At 69.0% G+C, this 16,786-nt stretch carries 16 protein-coding genes and 1 pseudogene; 8 read left to right on the forward strand and 9 right to left on the reverse strand.

What is annotated here, in order from left to right; all coding sequences use genetic code 11:
* Window positions 1-752: DUF7159 family protein (locus BKN37_RS05355; RefSeq protein ID WP_423212759.1), on the reverse strand; the 752-nt coding region annotated here is incomplete at its 3' end.
* 373 nt (window positions 753-1,125) lie between these two features.
* Here BKN37_RS05355 and BKN37_RS05360 point away from each other — a divergent pair.
* Together BKN37_RS05360 and BKN37_RS05365 are read left to right on the forward strand one after the other, a co-directional pair.
* Window positions 1,126-2,100: an esterase family protein gene (locus BKN37_RS05360; RefSeq protein ID WP_071022799.1), complete on the forward strand. Its 975-nt coding sequence runs from the start codon at window positions 1,126-1,128 to the stop codon at window positions 2,098-2,100.
* Between the two features lie 149 nt (window positions 2,101-2,249).
* On the forward strand, window positions 2,250-2,516 hold the full coding sequence (locus tag BKN37_RS05365; protein ID WP_071022802.1) for a DUF1918 domain-containing protein: 267 nt from the start codon (window positions 2,250-2,252) through the stop codon (window positions 2,514-2,516).
* Between the two features lie 57 nt (window positions 2,517-2,573).
* On the opposite strand, the gene BKN37_RS05370 is transcribed toward BKN37_RS05365, so the two are convergent.
* Window positions 2,574-2,963, reverse strand: a complete 390-nt coding sequence (locus BKN37_RS05370; protein WP_071022925.1) for a hypothetical protein — start codon at window positions 2,961-2,963, stop codon at window positions 2,574-2,576.
* Window positions 2,964-3,380: 417 nt separating this feature from the next.
* Between BKN37_RS05370 and BKN37_RS05375 the strand changes: the two genes are divergently transcribed.
* Window positions 3,381-3,809, forward strand: coding sequence for a DUF6188 family protein (locus tag BKN37_RS05375; RefSeq protein ID WP_071022804.1), 429 nt, complete (start codon window positions 3,381-3,383; stop codon window positions 3,807-3,809).
* Window positions 3,810-3,844: 35 nt separating this feature from the next.
* Window positions 3,845-4,334: pseudogene (locus BKN37_RS05380) on the forward strand (SRPBCC family protein).
* A 13-nt stretch (window positions 4,335-4,347) separates the two neighbouring features.
* Here the strand turns inward: BKN37_RS05380 and BKN37_RS05385 are convergent.
* On the reverse strand, window positions 4,348-6,138 hold the full coding sequence (locus tag BKN37_RS05385) for a CocE/NonD family hydrolase (protein WP_071022928.1): 1,791 nt from the start codon (window positions 6,136-6,138) through the stop codon (window positions 4,348-4,350).
* A gap of 234 nt (window positions 6,139-6,372) precedes the next feature.
* Here BKN37_RS05385 and BKN37_RS05390 point away from each other — a divergent pair, with 234 nt between their 5' ends.
* Both BKN37_RS05390 and BKN37_RS05395 read left to right on the forward strand, forming a co-directional pair.
* A complete protein-coding gene (locus BKN37_RS05390; protein WP_071022810.1) occupies window positions 6,373-8,154 on the forward strand; it encodes an N-acyl-D-amino-acid deacylase family protein in 1,782 nt (593 codons plus the stop codon).
* Window positions 8,144-8,593: a nuclear transport factor 2 family protein gene (locus tag BKN37_RS05395; protein WP_071022813.1), complete on the forward strand. Its 450-nt coding sequence runs from the start codon at window positions 8,144-8,146 to the stop codon at window positions 8,591-8,593. The genes BKN37_RS05390 and BKN37_RS05395 overlap by 11 nt, the downstream gene beginning before the upstream one ends.
* A gap of 624 nt (window positions 8,594-9,217) precedes the next feature.
* Here the strand turns inward: BKN37_RS05395 and BKN37_RS05400 are convergent.
* The 5 genes from BKN37_RS05400 to bfr all read right to left on the reverse strand — a co-directional run bounded on the left by BKN37_RS05400 (window position 9,218) and on the right by bfr (window position 14,852).
* On the reverse strand, window positions 9,218-10,333 hold the full coding sequence (locus BKN37_RS05400; protein WP_423212762.1) for an amidohydrolase family protein: 1,116 nt from the start codon (window positions 10,331-10,333) through the stop codon (window positions 9,218-9,220).
* The gene (locus tag BKN37_RS05405) at window positions 10,321-11,664 is read right to left on the reverse strand and encodes a type I glutamate--ammonia ligase (protein WP_071022820.1); all 1,344 of its coding nucleotides are present in this window, start codon (window positions 11,662-11,664) and stop codon (window positions 10,321-10,323) included. Before BKN37_RS05405 ends, BKN37_RS05400 begins: the two co-directional genes overlap by 13 nt.
* Window positions 11,661-12,155 (reverse strand): carboxymuconolactone decarboxylase family protein, encoded by a 495-nt coding sequence (locus BKN37_RS05410; protein ID WP_071022823.1) that lies wholly within the window; start codon window positions 12,153-12,155, stop codon window positions 11,661-11,663. Before BKN37_RS05410 ends, BKN37_RS05405 begins: the two co-directional genes overlap by 4 nt.
* 97 nt (window positions 12,156-12,252) lie before the next feature.
* The gene (locus BKN37_RS05415) at window positions 12,253-14,313 is read right to left on the reverse strand and encodes an MDR family MFS transporter (protein WP_071022826.1); all 2,061 of its coding nucleotides are present in this window, start codon (window positions 14,311-14,313) and stop codon (window positions 12,253-12,255) included.
* Between the two features lie 59 nt (window positions 14,314-14,372).
* Window positions 14,373-14,852, reverse strand: a complete 480-nt coding sequence (gene bfr / locus BKN37_RS05420; protein WP_071022831.1) for a bacterioferritin — start codon at window positions 14,850-14,852, stop codon at window positions 14,373-14,375.
* A gap of 258 nt (window positions 14,853-15,110) precedes the next feature.
* On the opposite strand from bfr, the gene BKN37_RS05425 reads away from it, so the two are divergent.
* A complete protein-coding gene (locus tag BKN37_RS05425) occupies window positions 15,111-15,797 on the forward strand; it encodes a fatty-acid--CoA ligase (RefSeq protein ID WP_423212760.1) in 687 nt (228 codons plus the stop codon).
* Complete coding sequence (locus BKN37_RS05430) at window positions 15,797-16,042, forward strand: (2Fe-2S)-binding protein (protein ID WP_071022839.1); 246 nt, start codon at window positions 15,797-15,799, stop codon at window positions 16,040-16,042. Before BKN37_RS05425 ends, BKN37_RS05430 begins: the two co-directional genes overlap by 1 nt.
* Here the strand turns inward: BKN37_RS05430 and BKN37_RS05435 are convergent.
* Window positions 16,023-16,778 carry an enoyl-CoA hydratase/isomerase family protein gene (locus BKN37_RS05435; protein WP_071022842.1) on the reverse strand — a complete coding sequence of 252 codons (756 nt, stop codon included), beginning with the start codon at window positions 16,776-16,778 and terminating at the stop codon, window positions 16,023-16,025. The two genes, BKN37_RS05430 and BKN37_RS05435, sit on opposite strands and share 20 nt — an antisense overlap.
* Window positions 16,779-16,786: the final 8 nt, after the last annotated feature.

Genomic DNA, 16,786 nt, shown 5'->3' on the forward strand with positions numbered 1-16,786 from the left:
CCCCCGGCGACGGGGAGTTCACCAATGCGCGGTTCGTCGCGCCGCGGCGCGGCGGCGGGCCCGCGGCGCGGCGCGACGAACCGCGCATTGGTGAACTCCCCGTCGCCGGGGGCGGCCGCCAGGGCCGTACCGCGGGCCACCGCCAGTTGCGCACCGGATTGCGCGAAAACCGGTATACCCAGCGACTTCTCCAGCCGCCGGGTGATGGCGTCGAGGTTGGTGCTGGTGCCCGAGCCCGCCAGCACCAACCCGTCCGGGTGCCAGTTCGCCCGGTCGAACAGCGTCGTCAACCACCGGATCAGGCCGTTGTCGTCGATGGGCTGTTTGACCGCCGTGCGGGCACCGGCGCCGCCGTCCTCGACCATGACGACCGTCGCCGCGTCGTCCTCGATGAGGCAAACCGCGGTCCGCTCCGACCCGATGACCGGCCCGATTCCGCGGGTCAACGCCTCGGCGGCATCCGCGAACCGGATCGGTACGACGTGGTCGAACCCGGCATCGGTCAACGACTCCAGCAGCAGGGCGGCATCGGCGGCGGCCTCGTCGCTCCAGGTCATGCCGATGGCGTGTAACCGCTGGTCGCGTTTATCGACCAGGGCTTGGGTTTGCCACACCGCGGCCATGGTTTGTTCGGCGGTATCGACCGCACGCACCCCCCGCCCCGCGCGCACGGTGAACTCGTCGTGGTCGAGCGTGACGCCATCGGCGTCGTGGCCTTCCACCAGGACCCACCCCACCCTGGTCCGCGTCATCGATATGCCTAGAACGGTCTCCAAAATTCGCACCCCAATCGTGCCCCGACCTGCGATTCCGCCGCAGCGCGAATTCGTGCGGTGTGTATGGGTTCGCGCGCGCCGGACGGGATCAGGACAGCGTGGTCGTCGTCGGCTTTATCGCGGGTGAGCCTACCCAAGGCGCCCAAGGCCACCGCATTGGGTGACCAAAAGCACAGCGCCGTCGGCGTGGCCGGTTAAGCCGGCTGCCCGCCCTTATCACGTGCCGTCGGCGCAACACACATTTCGTTACAAAAACGCGATGTCTTCGCGTTGTGATCGACACATCGGCCGCTTTCAGGGTAAGTTCACCCGCGGAGCACGCGGTGCATACATCTCTAAGGGGCCAGGTATGACAAACGTGAGCAAAATATGGCGCGGCTGGGGCCGTCGGCTGTTGATCGCCGCGGTCGCCGCCGCCGCGCTGCCCGGGCTGGGCGGTCTCGCCGGCGGGACAGCACCCGCGCAGGCGTTCTCCCGGCCGGGTCTGCCGGTGGACTACCTCATGGTGCCGTCGCCGTCGATGGGGCGCGACATCAAGGTGCAGTTCCAAAGCGGTGGCCCCAACTCCCCGGCGGTGTATCTGCTGGACGGCCTGCGCGCCCAGGACGACTACAACGGCTGGGACATCAACACCCCGGCGTTCGAGTGGTACTACCAGTCGGGCCTGTCGGTGGTCATGCCGGTGGGCGGGCAGTCCAGCTTCTACGCCGACTGGTATGCGCCGGCCTGCGGTAAGGCCGGGTGCAGCACCTACAAGTGGGAAACCTTCCTCACCAGTGAGCTGCCCGGCTACCTGTCGGCCAACCAGAACGTGAAGCCCACCGGCAGCGCCGCGGTCGGTATTTCGATGGCCGGTGGTTCGGCCATGACGTTGGCGATCTACCACCCCGCGCAGTTCATCTACGCCGGTTCGCTGTCGGGCTACGTCAACCCGTCGGAGGGCAAGGGCTGGATCGGCCTGGCGATGGGTGACGCCGGCGGGTACAAGAAGGAAGACATGTGGGGGCCGGACGACGACCCCGCGTGGCAGCGCAACGACCCCACCGTCAACGTCGGCCAGCTGGTCGCCAACAACACCCGGCTGTGGGTGTATTGCGGCAACGGCACCCCCAACGAGTTGGGTGGCGCCAACCTGCCCGCCACGTTCCTGGAGAGCAACTTCATGATCGGCCAGAACAAGAAGTTCCAGGAGCTCTACGAGGCCGCCGGTGGTCACAACGCGGTGTTCAACTTCCCGCCGTACGGGACCCACAGCTGGGAGTACTGGGGCGCCCAACTGCAGGCGATGAAGCCTGACCTGCAGAGTTCGCTGGGCGCCGGATAGCGCCACCCGGACCGCGAGAACTGCGCTTGTCGGCACCGCCGCCAAGCGCAGTTTCTTTTCCGGCCCCGCGCGCCCGGCCACAATTGGGCCCTCCCCAACCGCGTCGAGAGCGCGCACAATCGTCACGGGGCGCAACGGAAGGAGGGGCGATGAAGGCCCATGTTGGCGATTGGTTGGTGATCAAGGGTGGGACCATCACGCAGCCGGATCAGCGCGGACGGATCACCGAGGTGCACTCGGCCGACGGCTCGCCGCCCTACGTGGTCCAGTGGGCCAAGGACCATGTGGCGACGGTGTTTCCCGGCTCGGACGCCATGATCGTCACCGCCGCGGAGCTGCAGGCCGCCGACGAGCGGACCCGGTCCAAGTCCGCATCGGTGGCAACCTCGATCGCGCACCACATCACCAGCGGGTAGACCGGGATTGCTCATCGCCGTCCGCAACGCAGACGGCGATGAGGTGCTGCGGTGGCGTTATCCGCCGAGCGCGGCGATGAGCTCCTTGATCTTGCCGGCTTCCTCGTCGGTCGGGGTCTCATCGCCCTCGATGGCGTCGAGCAGATCCGCCCGCAGGCCCGCGCCGTTCGCGGTTTCTTGCGCCGACAGTTTGGCGCGGCGGCGGGTGACGTAGAGCCGTTGCCCCAGGGTGGCGCCGGGCGCGCTGGCCGCGTCGGCCATCAGGTCGTCGTAGCGGGTCCGGACCCCGCTGAGCGCCACAATGACCGACGGGGTGGCCCGGCCGCGGGCGGCGGCCTGGGTCAGCGCGGTCTGCAGCTTGCGGAGACCGGACAGGATTACCGCGGCGCGACCGGAGAACTCCTCGTCGCTGGGATCGGGCAGCGCCTCGATCGCGGCGGTAAACATCTGCATCGCCGCCTCGACCAAGCTGACGATGACCGGGGCTTCCCCGTCATCCAGCGCGGCCTCAGCCATGGAACCGACCCCTCCGGTAGGTGGTGGCACTGGTCAGCGTGTCGATGGTCATCACCCCATTTAATCGTGCGGGAGGCCGACGACACGCTAGCGCGGATCGACCGGCTATACAAGGGTTATCAGCCCCCGGCAGCGCAACGCCGAGCAGGTCGGCCGGCACGGGGGGCTTTGCCCGATCGCGTCAGTTAACTCGCCGTACACACGGTAATCGATGCGGATGGTGGCCATTGCCAATTTCGTCGCGATGCGCGCCACTCGCGGGCGCTTCGGTATCAGCGTTGTCTGCTTTTGCGGCCAGCCGACATTCGGCTCTTGTGCCGCGTTGGGAAAACGTCCAGAGTGGAATGTATGGCGGAACAGAAATTGCTCGGACCGTGGATTGACGGTTGCGTATTGCAACGGATCATGTTTCGCGACGGTCTGGTGCTCAACCTCGACGATTACAACGAGCTCGTCATATCGGCGCCGGTCCGGCTGAGGTTGCCCGCGACGGATAACGCACCTGCCGAAGTGGTCACCATTAACCCGCACGACCCGGCCGTGCACGAGCGGGCGCTATTCGATTTCGCCGGGGAGATGTGCACCCGGGTGCTCTGGGACGACCACGGGAACCTGCACGTGGAATTCTCCGACGGGCACGAGATCGATGTGGCGCCGGACATGCACGCCACCGCCTGGGAGATGTACGGCAAGCACCACGGGTATGCCGCCTGCCTGGCCCGCGGGAAGCTGCGCGTGGTGCGCCACGATATGCCCGAGGACGGCGACCGGGCCTAAATCACCCCCTCGATCGCCACCGCGGCGCGGTTTTACTGCGCCCCCAAACATGCTTGGATCAAAGCCATGCAAGGTTCGGCGACGGTTCACATGGCGGCGCCCCCCGACAAGATCTGGGAGCTGATCGCCGATATCCGCAACACCGGGCGGTTCTCCCCCGAAACGTTTGAGGCCGAGTGGCTCGACGGCGCCACCGGCCCTGCGCTGCGCGCCCGGTTCCGCGGACACGTGCGGCGCAACGAGATCGGGCCGGTGTACTGGACGACGTGTCGGGTCACCGCCTGCGAGCCCGGCCGCGAATTCGGGTTCGCGGTGTTGGCCGGTGACCGGGCGGTGAACAACTGGCTCTACCGGTTGACGCCGAGCGGCGACGGCACCGATGTCACGGAGTCGTTCCGGCTGGCCTCCTCGCCGCTGACCACGGTGTACTACTGGGTGTTTGGCGGTTTTCTGCGCCAGCGGCGCAATATCCGGGACATGACCAAGACCCTGGAGCGCATCAGGGATGTGGTCGAGGAGCGTTAGCCGAGGGACGCCGCTAGAGCCGGTCCGGGTCGAGCAGCGGCAGCAGCAGGTGTGACGCGGTGGGGCCGCCCTGCTGGATGCGGTAGCTGCCGCCGGTCAACGCGGCCCGGGCGGGCTTGGTGGGCACCAGATTCGGGAAGTCGTAGGTGGTGACCGTCAGCCGCAGCCGGTGATCGGGGGCGATCAGCACCGCGGTGGGGAACACCTCGATCTCGTAGCGGGTCAGCTCGCCCGGCACCACGGGGTCGGTGGCCGCGCGGGTGCTGACGTGGTGCGGCCGCAGCACGGTGCCGTCGGGCAGATACCAGGTGCGGTCCGGGTCGAGCGCGCGGTGTGACCCGAGCAGCGCCCCCTGGGTCAACGGCCGGCTGGCCCCGTCGGGGGCGACGTCGTCGAGGTGGGCGACCCACAACGTTTCGGTGGTGGTGGCGGTGGCCTGCACGGTCAGCGTGATCGGGCCGGCCAGCAGGGTGGGCGTGGCGAACGGCTCGGTGGTGTAGGTCAGCGCCCCGCGCTGCAGGCGGCGGTTGTCCTGGTCGTAGCGAATCGGGCGGCCGGCCTGGGTGGCGATGAAGCTGTTCATGCCCAGGCTCCACTGTTCGAGGCTGCGGCCGGCCACCGGGCCCCGCGCCCGGTACGGCAGCGTGGCGACGGTTTCCTGCTCTGCCGCCTCCGGCGTCAGGCGGCCCGAGTCGGACAAGTAGTAGCGGGTCGGTGTCGCCTCGGCCAGCGGGTAGTCGCGGGCGTGAAACCAGCGCGGGCTCCCGATCGCCTGGAAGGTGAGCGGCGCCCCGGCGAATGCGGCGGCGGGATCCTCCTTGAGCCAGTGGTCGAACCAGCGCAGCTGCAGGGCCTGCAGGTGCAGCCGGTCGAAGTTCGACACGTGATACCACGGGCCCATCAGCAGCCGGATCCGGTCCGCCACCGGCTGGCCCGGCTCCATCGGCGCCCCGGCCGGGCGTCCCGCACACACGTTTTGCAGTCCGGCGTAGTTCAGCGGCGCGCCGCGCTGGAACGCGTCGTGCCAGCCGCCGACCAAAAACACCGCCACCCCGTTGGCGGCGATGTCGGGCAGCACCACGTCGGGGCGCATGGCGTCCCAAAACGGCCCGTCGTAGGCGGTGTCGCCGCCGGTCATGGCCTCGGCGACCAGCGGCCCGAAGTAGCGTCGCTGGTCGCGGCCGCGTTGGCGCACCGCGGCCAGTCCCCCGGACCGGGGCCGCGGATGCCCGCCGCGGGCGAAGAACTCCAGGGTGGGGTTGACGACGTTGAGCAGCGTGTACAGCGCGCCGTAGGCGCGCACCGTGCGCAGGTGCGGCACCCCGCCCATCGCGGCGGCGTCGCGGTAGAAGTCGTTGGCGGCCATCACCGGGAAGATCGCCTTCAGCGGGGAATCCGGGCCGACCGCGGCCGCGGTGAACAGCTGGTTGATCGCCAGGTAGGAGATCCCGAACATGCCGACCCGGCCGTTGGCGTTGGGCAGCGTCGACGCCCAGGCCACCAGGTCCACCCCGTCTTGGGTCTGCTCGGGGCCGAACATCTCGAACGAGCCGCCGGAGGCGCCGGTGCCGCGGACGTCGACCATCACCTCGATGTAACCCCGCTTGATCAGGTACGGGGTGGGGCCGCCACCGATCTGGGCGGCCGGCGGCGGGGCCATCTTGCCGTACGGGGTCACCGACAGCAGCACCGGGAACGGGCCGTCGGCCGGCTGCCCGGTCTCCGGCACGGTGGGGTAATGGATGTCGGCGCGCAGCACCACCCCGTCGCTCATCGGCACCGCGACGTTGCGCCGCACCCCCACCCGGTAGCGCGCCGGCCCCGGGGTCCACGACGGCGTGAACGGCGACGGGTTCTCGCTGCGGTCCCGGACCGCCGTCGCGGCCCGGCCCACCACGGCCGCCGCCCCGAGCGCCGCCAGCGCCCATCCGGCTTTCCGCCCCAATCCCGCCATCTGCTACCTCCGTATCGACTCCCCGCACTCTAAGCCGAGCCGTTTGATGGACACGTGTCCAGTGCCGCCGTTATATTGACGCACGTGACATACGACACAATCATTCGGGGCGGCCGCTGGTTCGACGGCACCGGCGCCCCGTCGGCGGTGCGCAGCATCGGGATCCGCGACGGCCGCATCGCCACGATCAGCCCGGATCCCCTCGACGAGACCGGCTGCCCGCAGGTGATCGACGCCGCCGGCACGTGGGTGCTGCCCGGGCTGCTCGACATCCACACCCACTACGACGTGGAGGTGCTGGAGGGCCCGGCGCTGGCCGAGTCGCTGCGGCACGGCGTCACCACGGTGCTGCTGGGCTCCTGTTCGTTGTCGACCATCCATGTCGACGGCAGCGACGCCGGTGACCTGTTCGGTCGGGTCGAGGCGATTCCGCGCGAACACGTCATCGCCGCGGTGGACGCGCACAAAACCTGGCGCGGCCCGCGGGAGTACATCGACGCGCTGGAGGCTCGGCCGCTGGGCCCCAACCTCGCCGCGTTCCTCGGCCACTCCGATATGCGGGCCGCGACCATGGGTTTGGACCGCGCCACCCGCGCCGAGGTGCGGCCCACCGCCGGCGAGCAGGCCCGGATGGAACGCATGCTGGCCGACGCGTTGGATGCCGGCTTCGTCGGGATGTCGTCGCAGCAGCTGCTTTTCGACAAACTCGACGGCGATACGTGCCGGTCGCGGACGCTGCCGTCCACCTATGCCAAGCCGCGCGAATTGCGCCGGCTGAAATCGCTGCTGCGCCGCCGGGGCCGGGTGCTGCAGTCCGGCCCCGACATCACCAACCCGCTGAACCTGGCCTCCCAGGTCGCCCAGTCGCTGCCGGTGTTCCGCAACCGGCTCAAGACCAGCCTGCTCTCGGCCGCCGACGTCAAGGCCAATCGGTTCGCGATCGCGGCGCTGGGTCCGTTGGCGCGGCTGGTGAACCGGTTCGGCGCCGATTTCCGCTGGCAGCATCTGCCGGTGCCGTTCGAGGTCTACGCCGACGGCATCGACCTGGTGGTGTTCGAGGAATTCGGTTCCGGTGCCGCCGCTTTGCACCTGCGGGACGAGCTGGCACGCAACGAGCTGTTGCGCGACGAGTCCTACCGTCGCCGCTTCCGCAAGGACTACGACAGCAAGTTCGGGCTGCGGGTGTGGCACCGCGACTTCTTCGACGCCGAGATCGTCGCCTGCCCGGACACCGCGGTGATCGGCAAATCGTTCGGCGAGGTCGGGCGGGACCGCGGCGGGCTGCACCCGGTGGACGCGTTTCTGGACCTGGTGCTCGAGCACGGCGCCGCGCTGCGGTGGCGCACCACCATCTCCAACCACCGCCCCGAGGTGCTCAAGAAACTCGCCCGCGACGCCGGCATCCAGATCGGGTTCTCCGATGCCGGGGCGCACCTGCGCAATATGGCGTTCTACAACTTCGGGTTGCGGCTGCTGCGCCACGTCCGCGACGCCGAGCGATCGGGGCGGCCGTTCATGACCATCGAGCATGCCGTACACCGGCTCACCGGTGAGCTGGCCGACTGGTATCAGCTCGACGCCGGGCACCTGCGGGTCGGTGATCGCGCCGATCTGGTGGTGGTGGATCCCGAGCATCTCGACGCCCGCCTGGACGACTACGCCGAGGCGCCGGTCGCGGTGTACGACGGGCTGTCCCGGATGGTCAACCGCAACGACGACGCCGTGCGGGCGGTGTTCGTCGGCGGGCGGGCGGTCTTCCTCGACGGTGCCCCCACCGCGGTGGTGGGCACCAAGCGCACCGGCCGGTTCCTGCGGGCCGGGCAGTTCGCGGCGGTGGATGCAGCGGAGCTGGCCCATGCCGGGTGACATCCACGAGCCGGTGCTCGGGCTGTGGCGGGCGCTGTCGCGGCGCGACTGGACGGCGGTGAAAACCTTTCTGTCGCCGGACTGCATCTATGTCGACATGCCGGTCGGGCCTAGCTTGGCCGCCCGGGGCCCCGAGGACATCGTCAAGCGGCTCAAGGTCGGGTTGGAGCCGCTGGCCGGCTACGAAAACCATGACGGGCTGCTGGTGTCGACCGGCGCCGACGTGATGTACGAGCACTCCGAAACCTGGAACTGGGCCACCGGGGAAACCGCGGTGCTGCCGTTCGTGACCGTGCACCGGGTGCGCGACGGCAAAATCACGCTGTGGAAGGACTATTGGGATATGGGCGGGCTCACCAACTTTGCGCCGCCGACCTGGATGGATGAGCTGGCCGTCGCGGACACGTCGTGGGTGTTCGACGCGACGGGGTTGATCTGAGGTTCGCGGCGTCGCGTGTGCCATCGGGCGTGTCCTCGCGACGCTGAGTGTGCATCCACGGCGTCGAGTGTGCGTCCACGGCGGGAATTTCGCCGAATCTCCGCCCTGAGTGCACACTCGACGCGTTCCCTGCCCCGAAGCGACGGCACCTGGGATGACGCTGAGCCCAGCCGGTGTCGCGCCATCAGCCTGGTGCACGGCCGGTGGGATGTTGCCGCGACAGCGACACGTTGCGGACAGCCACACTGGTCACACCGGCACCGTCTCTCGACCATGTCATGCTTGCGGAATCGGATGGCGTAGGTGATATCACCCGTCGCGGTGGCCCGATCGGTGGTTCCGCGGCACGTGCCGCGTGGCCGCCTCGGACAGCGACACGGGCACAAAAACGGGTTGATATCAGCGGCGATATCCAATTCGACAAGGCACTATTCCGCTAGCCAGCGACTGGTGATGCACGTGAGAACGGTGAGGGCACTCTAAATAGAGCCAACTCGGGACTCAAGTGTGCCACCGCGACGCCGAGTGTGCGTCCAGGGCGGGATTTTCGCGGAATCTCCGCCCTGGACGCACACTCGACGCCCTCAATGCACACTCAGCGCGTCCAATAGGCACACCGCCGCGTCAAATCCGGTAAATACGCGCCGCGGTGCCGCGGGCGATGAGGTCCACCACCCGGATGGCGTCGGCCTCGCTCCACTCGCCGTCCTCGACGAAACCCTGCAACACCCGGTGCAGACCCGTGCGCCACAACGCCGCGCCCAGGTAATGCAGTTCGGCCGGCCCGTACCCGTCCGAGGAGTACACGATCTTGCGGAACGGCGCCAGCTCCACCAGCCGGGCGATGAACGCCGGGGCGCGCGCCCCCAAATGGGTGATGGTCAACCCGCCGTCCACATAGACGTGGTTGAACGCCTGCGCGAGGTAGCCGGCCTCCCGCTCGTACGGATAGCAGTGCAGCAACACGATCGGTGTGTCGCCGGCCTGCTGCAGGAACTCCCGCAGATACAGCGGGTTGGCGGTGCGCAGGTCGGCGTCGCGGTCCCCGAAGCCGACGTGCAACTGCAGCGGCTTCCCCAGCCGCAGCGCACAATGCAGCCCGAACCGCAGCAGCACCGGATCGCAAACCCGGACACCGCCGTTGTCGCGCCACCGCGCGGCGGCCCGGCTGACCTGCGCCGCCGACGGCGCGCTCAGATCCCCGGCAAACCCGGCCCGGTACGCCAGGATCGACTTGGTGGCGACCGCGGTGGCGGCGCGCCGCTGCAGGATGTCCTCGAAGGCCGCGGCGTAATCGCCGGGCGCCGCCGCGGCCTGCTCGGCCACCTGCTCGAGCCGCACCACCTCGTGCGCGCGGTCCCCGGACAGCGCGCGCATGGTCGCCACGTCGGCTACCTCGTCGAGCCCGGTGTCGACCAGCCAGTCGGTGACACCCGCCGCGCCCAGGAACGTCCGGGCCACCTCGGCTTCGTCGGACTGGCTGCGCCGCTGCCAATACCGCTCGGGGTCAACGTGTCTGGGCAGCCCCAGCAGCGGGGCGCAGCGGGCGCGCACCGCGAACCCCAGCTGTGAGTCGAAACCGGAGTCGAAGGCGGCCAGCGGCTCGGTGTTGGCCTCGTTGAGCCGGTTCTCAAACCGTCGCCGGTCGCCGGCCGTGACCCAACAGCCGTGGGCATGCTGATCGATCAATCCCACCGTGGCGATGTGGTCCGCCAGCGCCGACACCGTCACACACTCCAGGCCATCCGGAACTTCTCGGTGAGCTCCTCGGGGTCCAGGTCGGCGTACCGGTCGTGCTCCAGGCGGCGCACGGCGACCAGCAGGTCGATCACCGGATCGCCGAGGATTTTGCGGAGCCGCCCCGAGTTCTCCAGCGCGGTAAGGGCTTCGACCTGGGTGCTGGCCAACCTGCCGTGGTCGAGGTCGGGCAGTGTTGCCGGGTCCACCGTGGTTTCCTCCGGGAGCACGGCGCCCTGCCCGATGCCGTCCAGCGCCAGGCCCAGGATCGCTGCCGAGGCGAGATACGGGTTGGCCGAGGCGTCGACCACTTTTACCTCGACGTTGCCGCCGGCCGGGGCACCGGGCCCGTCGTGCACGAAACGCAGTGCGGCTTCCCGGTTTTCGGTGCCCCAGCACAGGTTCGCGCCGGCCCAGTTCCCCGGCCGCAGCCGTAGCCCGGACACGATGGATCCGCACAGGATGCCCTGCGCTTCGGGCAGCCCGTGCAGCAGCCCGGCCAGCGCGCTTTCGCCCTCGGGGGTCATGCCGCCGGTGCCGTCGCCCCCGGAGAACAGTGGCTTCCCGGCCTTGGTCAGCGAGAAGTGTTGATGGGCACCGGATCCGACGCCGTCGGTGAACGGGGTCGGTGACAGGCTGACCCGCAGCCCGTGCCGGCGGGCGACCCGCCCGATGATGATCCGGGTCAGCACCAGCTGGTCGGCGGCGGCGACCGGCGACTGCGGGGTCAGCGAAACTTCGAACTGGTTGACCCCGTACTCCGGGTGGATCTGTTCGACGCCGACCCCCGCGGTGGCGGCGGTGGCGATGATGTCGCGGATAAAGGTCTCATGCTCGAGCAGGCCGGCCGCACCGTACTGCGCCCACAGGGGCGATGGCAGCCGCGTTCCGTCCGGATTCACCAGGACGAACTCGATTTCGTGACCGACTACCGCCTCGATCCCGGCCTCGGCCAGCGCGGCCTCCACCCGGCGCAGGGTGCCCCGGCTGCACGCCGGGACGGGGCTGCCGTCCTGCTCGAAGAACGCGCCCGGCGCCCACGCGAACCCGTCGCCGATGATCCGCAGCGCCGACAGGTCGATGCGGATGCGCTGGTCCCCCACCACGCCGACCTGGTCGGTGAACGCGATCCCGGTCCGGTCGATGGCGAAGCCGTGCCAGACCGGGCTGGCGCCCAGCCCGGGGTCGGCGAAGGTGTTGGTCCGGCGCAGCGGCACGGTCTTGGCTTGGGTGAGCCCGGCCGGATTCACCACGGTGCCGATGACCGCCTCCACCCCTTCGGATTCGAGCTGGGCGATCGCCGCGGCGGCCAGCGGCGCGGCCGGGCGGGTCACACCCGGCTGGGCAGGGTGAGGCTGCAGGCCTGGCCGAGGTCCAGGGTCCGCAGCACCCGCCCCATGCCCAGCCACAGCGCGCACGACAACGCCAAGTCGGCCAGCAGCTCCTCGGAGAGGTGCTCGGCGGCACGGGCCCAGAAGTCTTCGTCGTCGCGCAGCACGGTGTGCTCGGTGGCGAAGCGGTGCGCGAACTCGGCCGCCAACCGTTCCTGGGCGCTGTAGCCGGGCCAGGTGCGCCACTGCGCGACGTGCTCGTAGAGCTCCTCGTCCACCCCGGCGGCGGGCCCGTCGGCGTCGCGGGTGTTGACGCAGACCGCGCATTCGTTGTCGTGCGCGATCACCATCCGGGCGAGTTCGCGGGTGCGCATCGGCAGCCGGCTGCGGTTGTAGACGGCGTCGCTGAGGCCGGCCAGCGCGCCGCCGAGTTCCGGGGATTTGACGAACCAGCCGGAAAGGTCGTCGTCGGCGAAGGTTCCGATTCGGCTCATGGCCGTGATGCTACGCCACGCGATGCCGTCTTTTTGGCCGTTGCAGCGTCGAGATTGATCGCACGCAGGGCGCCACTCGAAGTTCGCCTGCGCGGATTCAATCTCGATGGCCGCTGCCGGTGAGCTGATCCCGGGCATCCCAATCGCGTTGGGCCAGAAGCTGTTGCGAGATCCGCTCCAACGCGGCATCGACGGCCGCCCGGTCCGGGCGGCCCTGGAAGCTCGCCGACCGGGACAGCTTGTCGAGCACCCATTCGTGGATCAGCCGGGACACGAAATCGACGTAGGCGAGCCCGGCGCGGGTCAGCCCCAGGTTGTCGCCGTCGCGCAGCGCGTAGCCGGTGTCGACCAGCCGGTCGAAGACGGGTTCCAGCACCTCGTAGGGCACGCGCAGGTCGTCGCCGATCTCGGACAACCGCGCCGCCCGGTAGGTCTGGATGTAGCGGTGGATCCGCAACACCCCCCACAGCGCGGCGACGTCGAGGTCGCAGTCGGGCCGCAGCGCGATGCTGCGCAACCGCACCCCCGGGGCGCCGCGCAGCAGCCGTCCGATCGCGATCTCCAGCAGCGCATCCGAGGTTTCGTCGGTCGGCATCCCGAACCCGTCGCCGAGATCGGCGGCGTTGCTGTGCAGATCGCGCAGCGGGACCTCGCGCAGGCACAGCGCCAGGATGAACCCAACCACCGCGACCGGCGCCGCCCACAAGAACACCTGCCCGAGCGCGCCGGCGTAGGCCGCCACGATCGGCGCGGCCTGCCCGCCGGGCAGCCGGTGCAGCGCCGCCGGGGAGCTGGCCGCCTCGGCGGGGGCGCCGCTGGCGCGCAGCGCCGCCCCCATCCGCGAATCGAGGAAGTTCAAGAACAGCGACCCGAAGATCGCGGCGCCGAACGAACTGCCGATGGTGCGGAAGAACGTCACCCCCGAGGTCGCCACCCCCAAATCGTCGAAATTGGAGGTGTTTTGCACGATCAGCACCAGCACCTGCATGGACAACCCGATGCCGGCACCCAGCACCAGCAGGTACACCGATTGCAGCAGCGCCGGGGTGGCGGCATCCATCCGCGACATCAGCACAAAGGCCAGCGCCATCAGGGCCGTCCCGGCCACCGGGAAGATCTTGTACCGGCCGGTGCGGCCGACCACGGTTCCGCTGCCCGTCGAGGTGATCAGCATGCCGACCACCATCGGCAGCGTGCGCAGACCCGAGGTGGTCGCCGAGACACCGTTGACGTACTGCATGTAGGTGGGCAGGAAGGTCAGCGCCCCCAGCATCGCGAACCCGACCACGAACGCCAACACGCAGCACACGGTGAACACCGGGCTGGCGAACAGTCGGGTGGGCAGAATCGGTGCGGCCGCGCGGCTTTCCACCCACACGAACGCCCCCAGCGCCACCGCGGAGCCGACGAACAGCCCGACGATCGTCGCCGACCCCCACGGATACCGGGTGCCGCCCCAGCTGGTGGCCAGGGTCAGGCCGGCGGCGCCCAGCCCCACCAGCGCGATGCCGAGGTAGTCGATCACCGGTTTCGCGCGTTGGGCCAGCGCCGGGATGGCCGCCCCGGACACCACGATGACGACCGCCGAGATCGGCACGTTGACCCAAAACGCCCACCGCCAGGTCAGGTAGTCGGTGAAGTAGCCGCCCAGCAGCGGCCCAACCACCGAGCTCACGCCGAACACCGCACCCAACATGCCCTGGTAGCGGCCGCGTTCCCGCAGCGGAATGACTTCACCGATCAACGCGGTGGCCGTCACGGTGATCCCGCCGCCGCCGACGCCCTGCAGCGCCCGCGCCCCGACCAGCATCAGCATCGACTGCGACAGTCCGCACAGCACCGAACCGATCACAAAGCAGACCACCGCGGTCTGGAACACCGTTTTGCGGCCGAACAGGTCCCCGAGCTTGCCGACCAGCACGGTGACGATCGTGGACGCCAACAGGTAGCTGGTCACCACCCACGACTGATGCCCCGCGTCGCCCAGGTCGGCGACGATGGTCGGCAACGCGGTCGCGACGATCGTTTGGTCCAGCGCCGCCAGCAGCATGCCGAGCACGATCGCGGTGAAGATCAGGTTGCGTCGCTGCGGGCTCAGCGGCGCGTGGCCGGGTTCGGGACCCGCCGCGGCGGCCGCGGGTGTCCTCGATCCGGTCATAGCGTCCTTCCGTCAGCGACCGATGCTAACCAGAAGCGCCTTGCCGACGGGGCCCGGCGTCAGCTCGGGGGTCGAGAGACACACTGCGCCGAGTACAGCGCCTCGCCTAGTTTGTCCATCAGCTCCAGCTGGGTTTGCAGGTAGTCGATGTGGCCTTCCTCGTCGGTGAGGATCTTCTCCAGCAGGTTCGCGCTGACGGCGTCCTGTTTCTCGCGGCACATGATGATGCCGGGCCGGAGGCGGTTCACCACCTCGAGTTCCAGCGCCAGGTCGCTCTCGAACTGCTCGCGCAGGGTCTGGCCGATCCGCAGCGATCCGATGCGCTGATAGTTGGGTAGCCCATCGAGCAGCAGAATTCGGTCGGTGACGTCTTCGGCGTGCCGCATTTCCTCGAACGACTCGTCGCGGGTATGACTCGCCAGTTCGGTGAAACCCCAATTGTCTTGCATCTTGGAATGCAAAAAATATTGGTTGATGGCGGTAAGTTCGCTGGTTAATTGTTCATTGAGCAGGCGCAGAACATCAGGATCACCTTGCATGATCTCTCCCTACATATTGAGGCTGTCGCACGGGGCGCCGCGACAAGCGGGCTGGGCTGTGCGCCGCCGGTCGTGGCGCTTTCAATCTAGTGCAGGTGGTGGCCGTCGGCAGGCCGTTTGGCGACGACGCGCCGCGGGCCGCTACCGCCGGCGCCCGCGGCGACCCCGCTGCGGCGCCGGATGACATCTTCGCTGCTCACGGGCGTGTCGGTGTTAGGTTAGACTCCACTAAGTCGACTTAGGTTAGACTCGGCTAACATGAGGCCTGTGCGATCCCCCAACGGTGCTGGCGCACCCGGCTGCGGGCGCGTGGAAAACGGCCCCGAATTGCATTCGCTGGTGCTGGCGGCGGACTACCGCATTAATGACGTCGACCGAATGTGGTCATTGATCAAAGAGGGCCGCTCGCCGCTGGTCGCGCTGGGCGCCCACCATGTGGTGATGTACCACTCGATCTGGGAACCGGGTCGAGTTCTGGTGACAATGGGAATTCGCCATCGCGAATCGGTGCAGGAATTGTTGCGGTCCCCCGCGGTATTTGAATGGTTTGACCTCATTGGCGTCAGCGACCTGCCCGCGATATTCGCCGGCGAGGTGCTGGAAAAGATCGATCTGACGGCATCGGCGACCGACACCGTCCCGGCCGGGGTGATCGTCGGCGCGGTCTCGACCGTCGACGACGTCGCCGAGCTGATGGTCAAGGTCCACGGCGGGCTGGATCGGTTCCGCGACGCCGGGGTACGCAAAGTCTGGCTCTATCGGGCCCTCGACGACGGGCAGGAAGTGATGACCCTGTTGGAGATCGACAGCCTCGCCAGCGCTCAGCGCTGGATCGATCATCCCGACGCGGCCGCGGAGTGGATGTCCGGAGCCGGGATCGGCGCGTACCCGAGCCTGTTCGTCGGAAAGCTGGCCCACGTCATGAGCACGGAGGTGGCCCGCTGATGTACGTGTGCCTGTGCGTGGGAGCCACCAGCCAAACCATCTGCGACGCGGTGGCCCGCGGGGCCTGCACCTCCAAGCAGATCGCCGCCGAATGCGGTGCCGGCGCCGATTGCGGCCGGTGCCGACGCACCCTGCGGGCGATCATCGCCGCCGAGTCGAAAACGGCGCCCAATTGCCTGGACAGCGACTGCGTTTCGGTGGACGACGAGCGCAGCGTCGCGCAGTTCAGCTACCTCGGCCGGTGAAATCGGCCAACGCCGCGGCGTTGGCTTGGCCGCCCAACAGCTCGGCGAAGTGGGCGTTTTCCCGCGCGCTGGCGGCGGCGATCTCGCCGCGGGTCGGCTCCACCATGGTGTGCTTGACCGCCATCAGGCTGGAAATGGGCCGGGAGGCCAGGACCTCGGCGTGCCGGCGCGCGTCGGCCAGCAGGTCCTCGGGCGCGCAAACCTTCCACACCAGCCCCATCCGCAGCGCCTCGTCGGCGTCCACCCATTCCGAGGACATCAACAGCCAGGCCGCGTTTTGCCGGCCCACCAGTTGCGGCAGTAGATAGGACGAGGCCGCTTCGGGTGCCACCCCCAGGCTGGTGAACGGGCATTTGAGCCGCGCGGTCGACGACATGAAGGCCAGGTCGGCATAGCCGAGGATGGTGGTGCCGATCCCGACGCCGACGCCGTTCACCGCACAGATCAGCGGCTTGGGGAACCCGCTGAGCACCTCGATCAGGCCCCGAAATCCGTGCCGGCCGGGGGTGAAATCCGGATCGGTCACCATGGCCTGCATTTCGGCCAGGTCGGTGCCGGCGCTGAACGCCCGCCCGGCGCCGGTGAGCAGCACCACCGCGACCTCGGGATCGTCGGCGGCGGCCAGCAGCGCCTCGGCAGTGGCGTCATAGAGGGCCTCGTTGAACGCGTTGAGCGCCTCGGGCCGGTTCAGGGTCAGGGTGCGCACCCGGTTGGTGTCGTCGATCTGCAGCGTCACGGGTGCAG

It is taken from the genome of Mycobacterium talmoniae, from assembly GCF_001854525.1.
In the GTDB taxonomy this organism is placed as follows: domain Bacteria; phylum Actinomycetota; class Actinomycetes; order Mycobacteriales; family Mycobacteriaceae; genus Mycobacterium; species Mycobacterium talmoniae.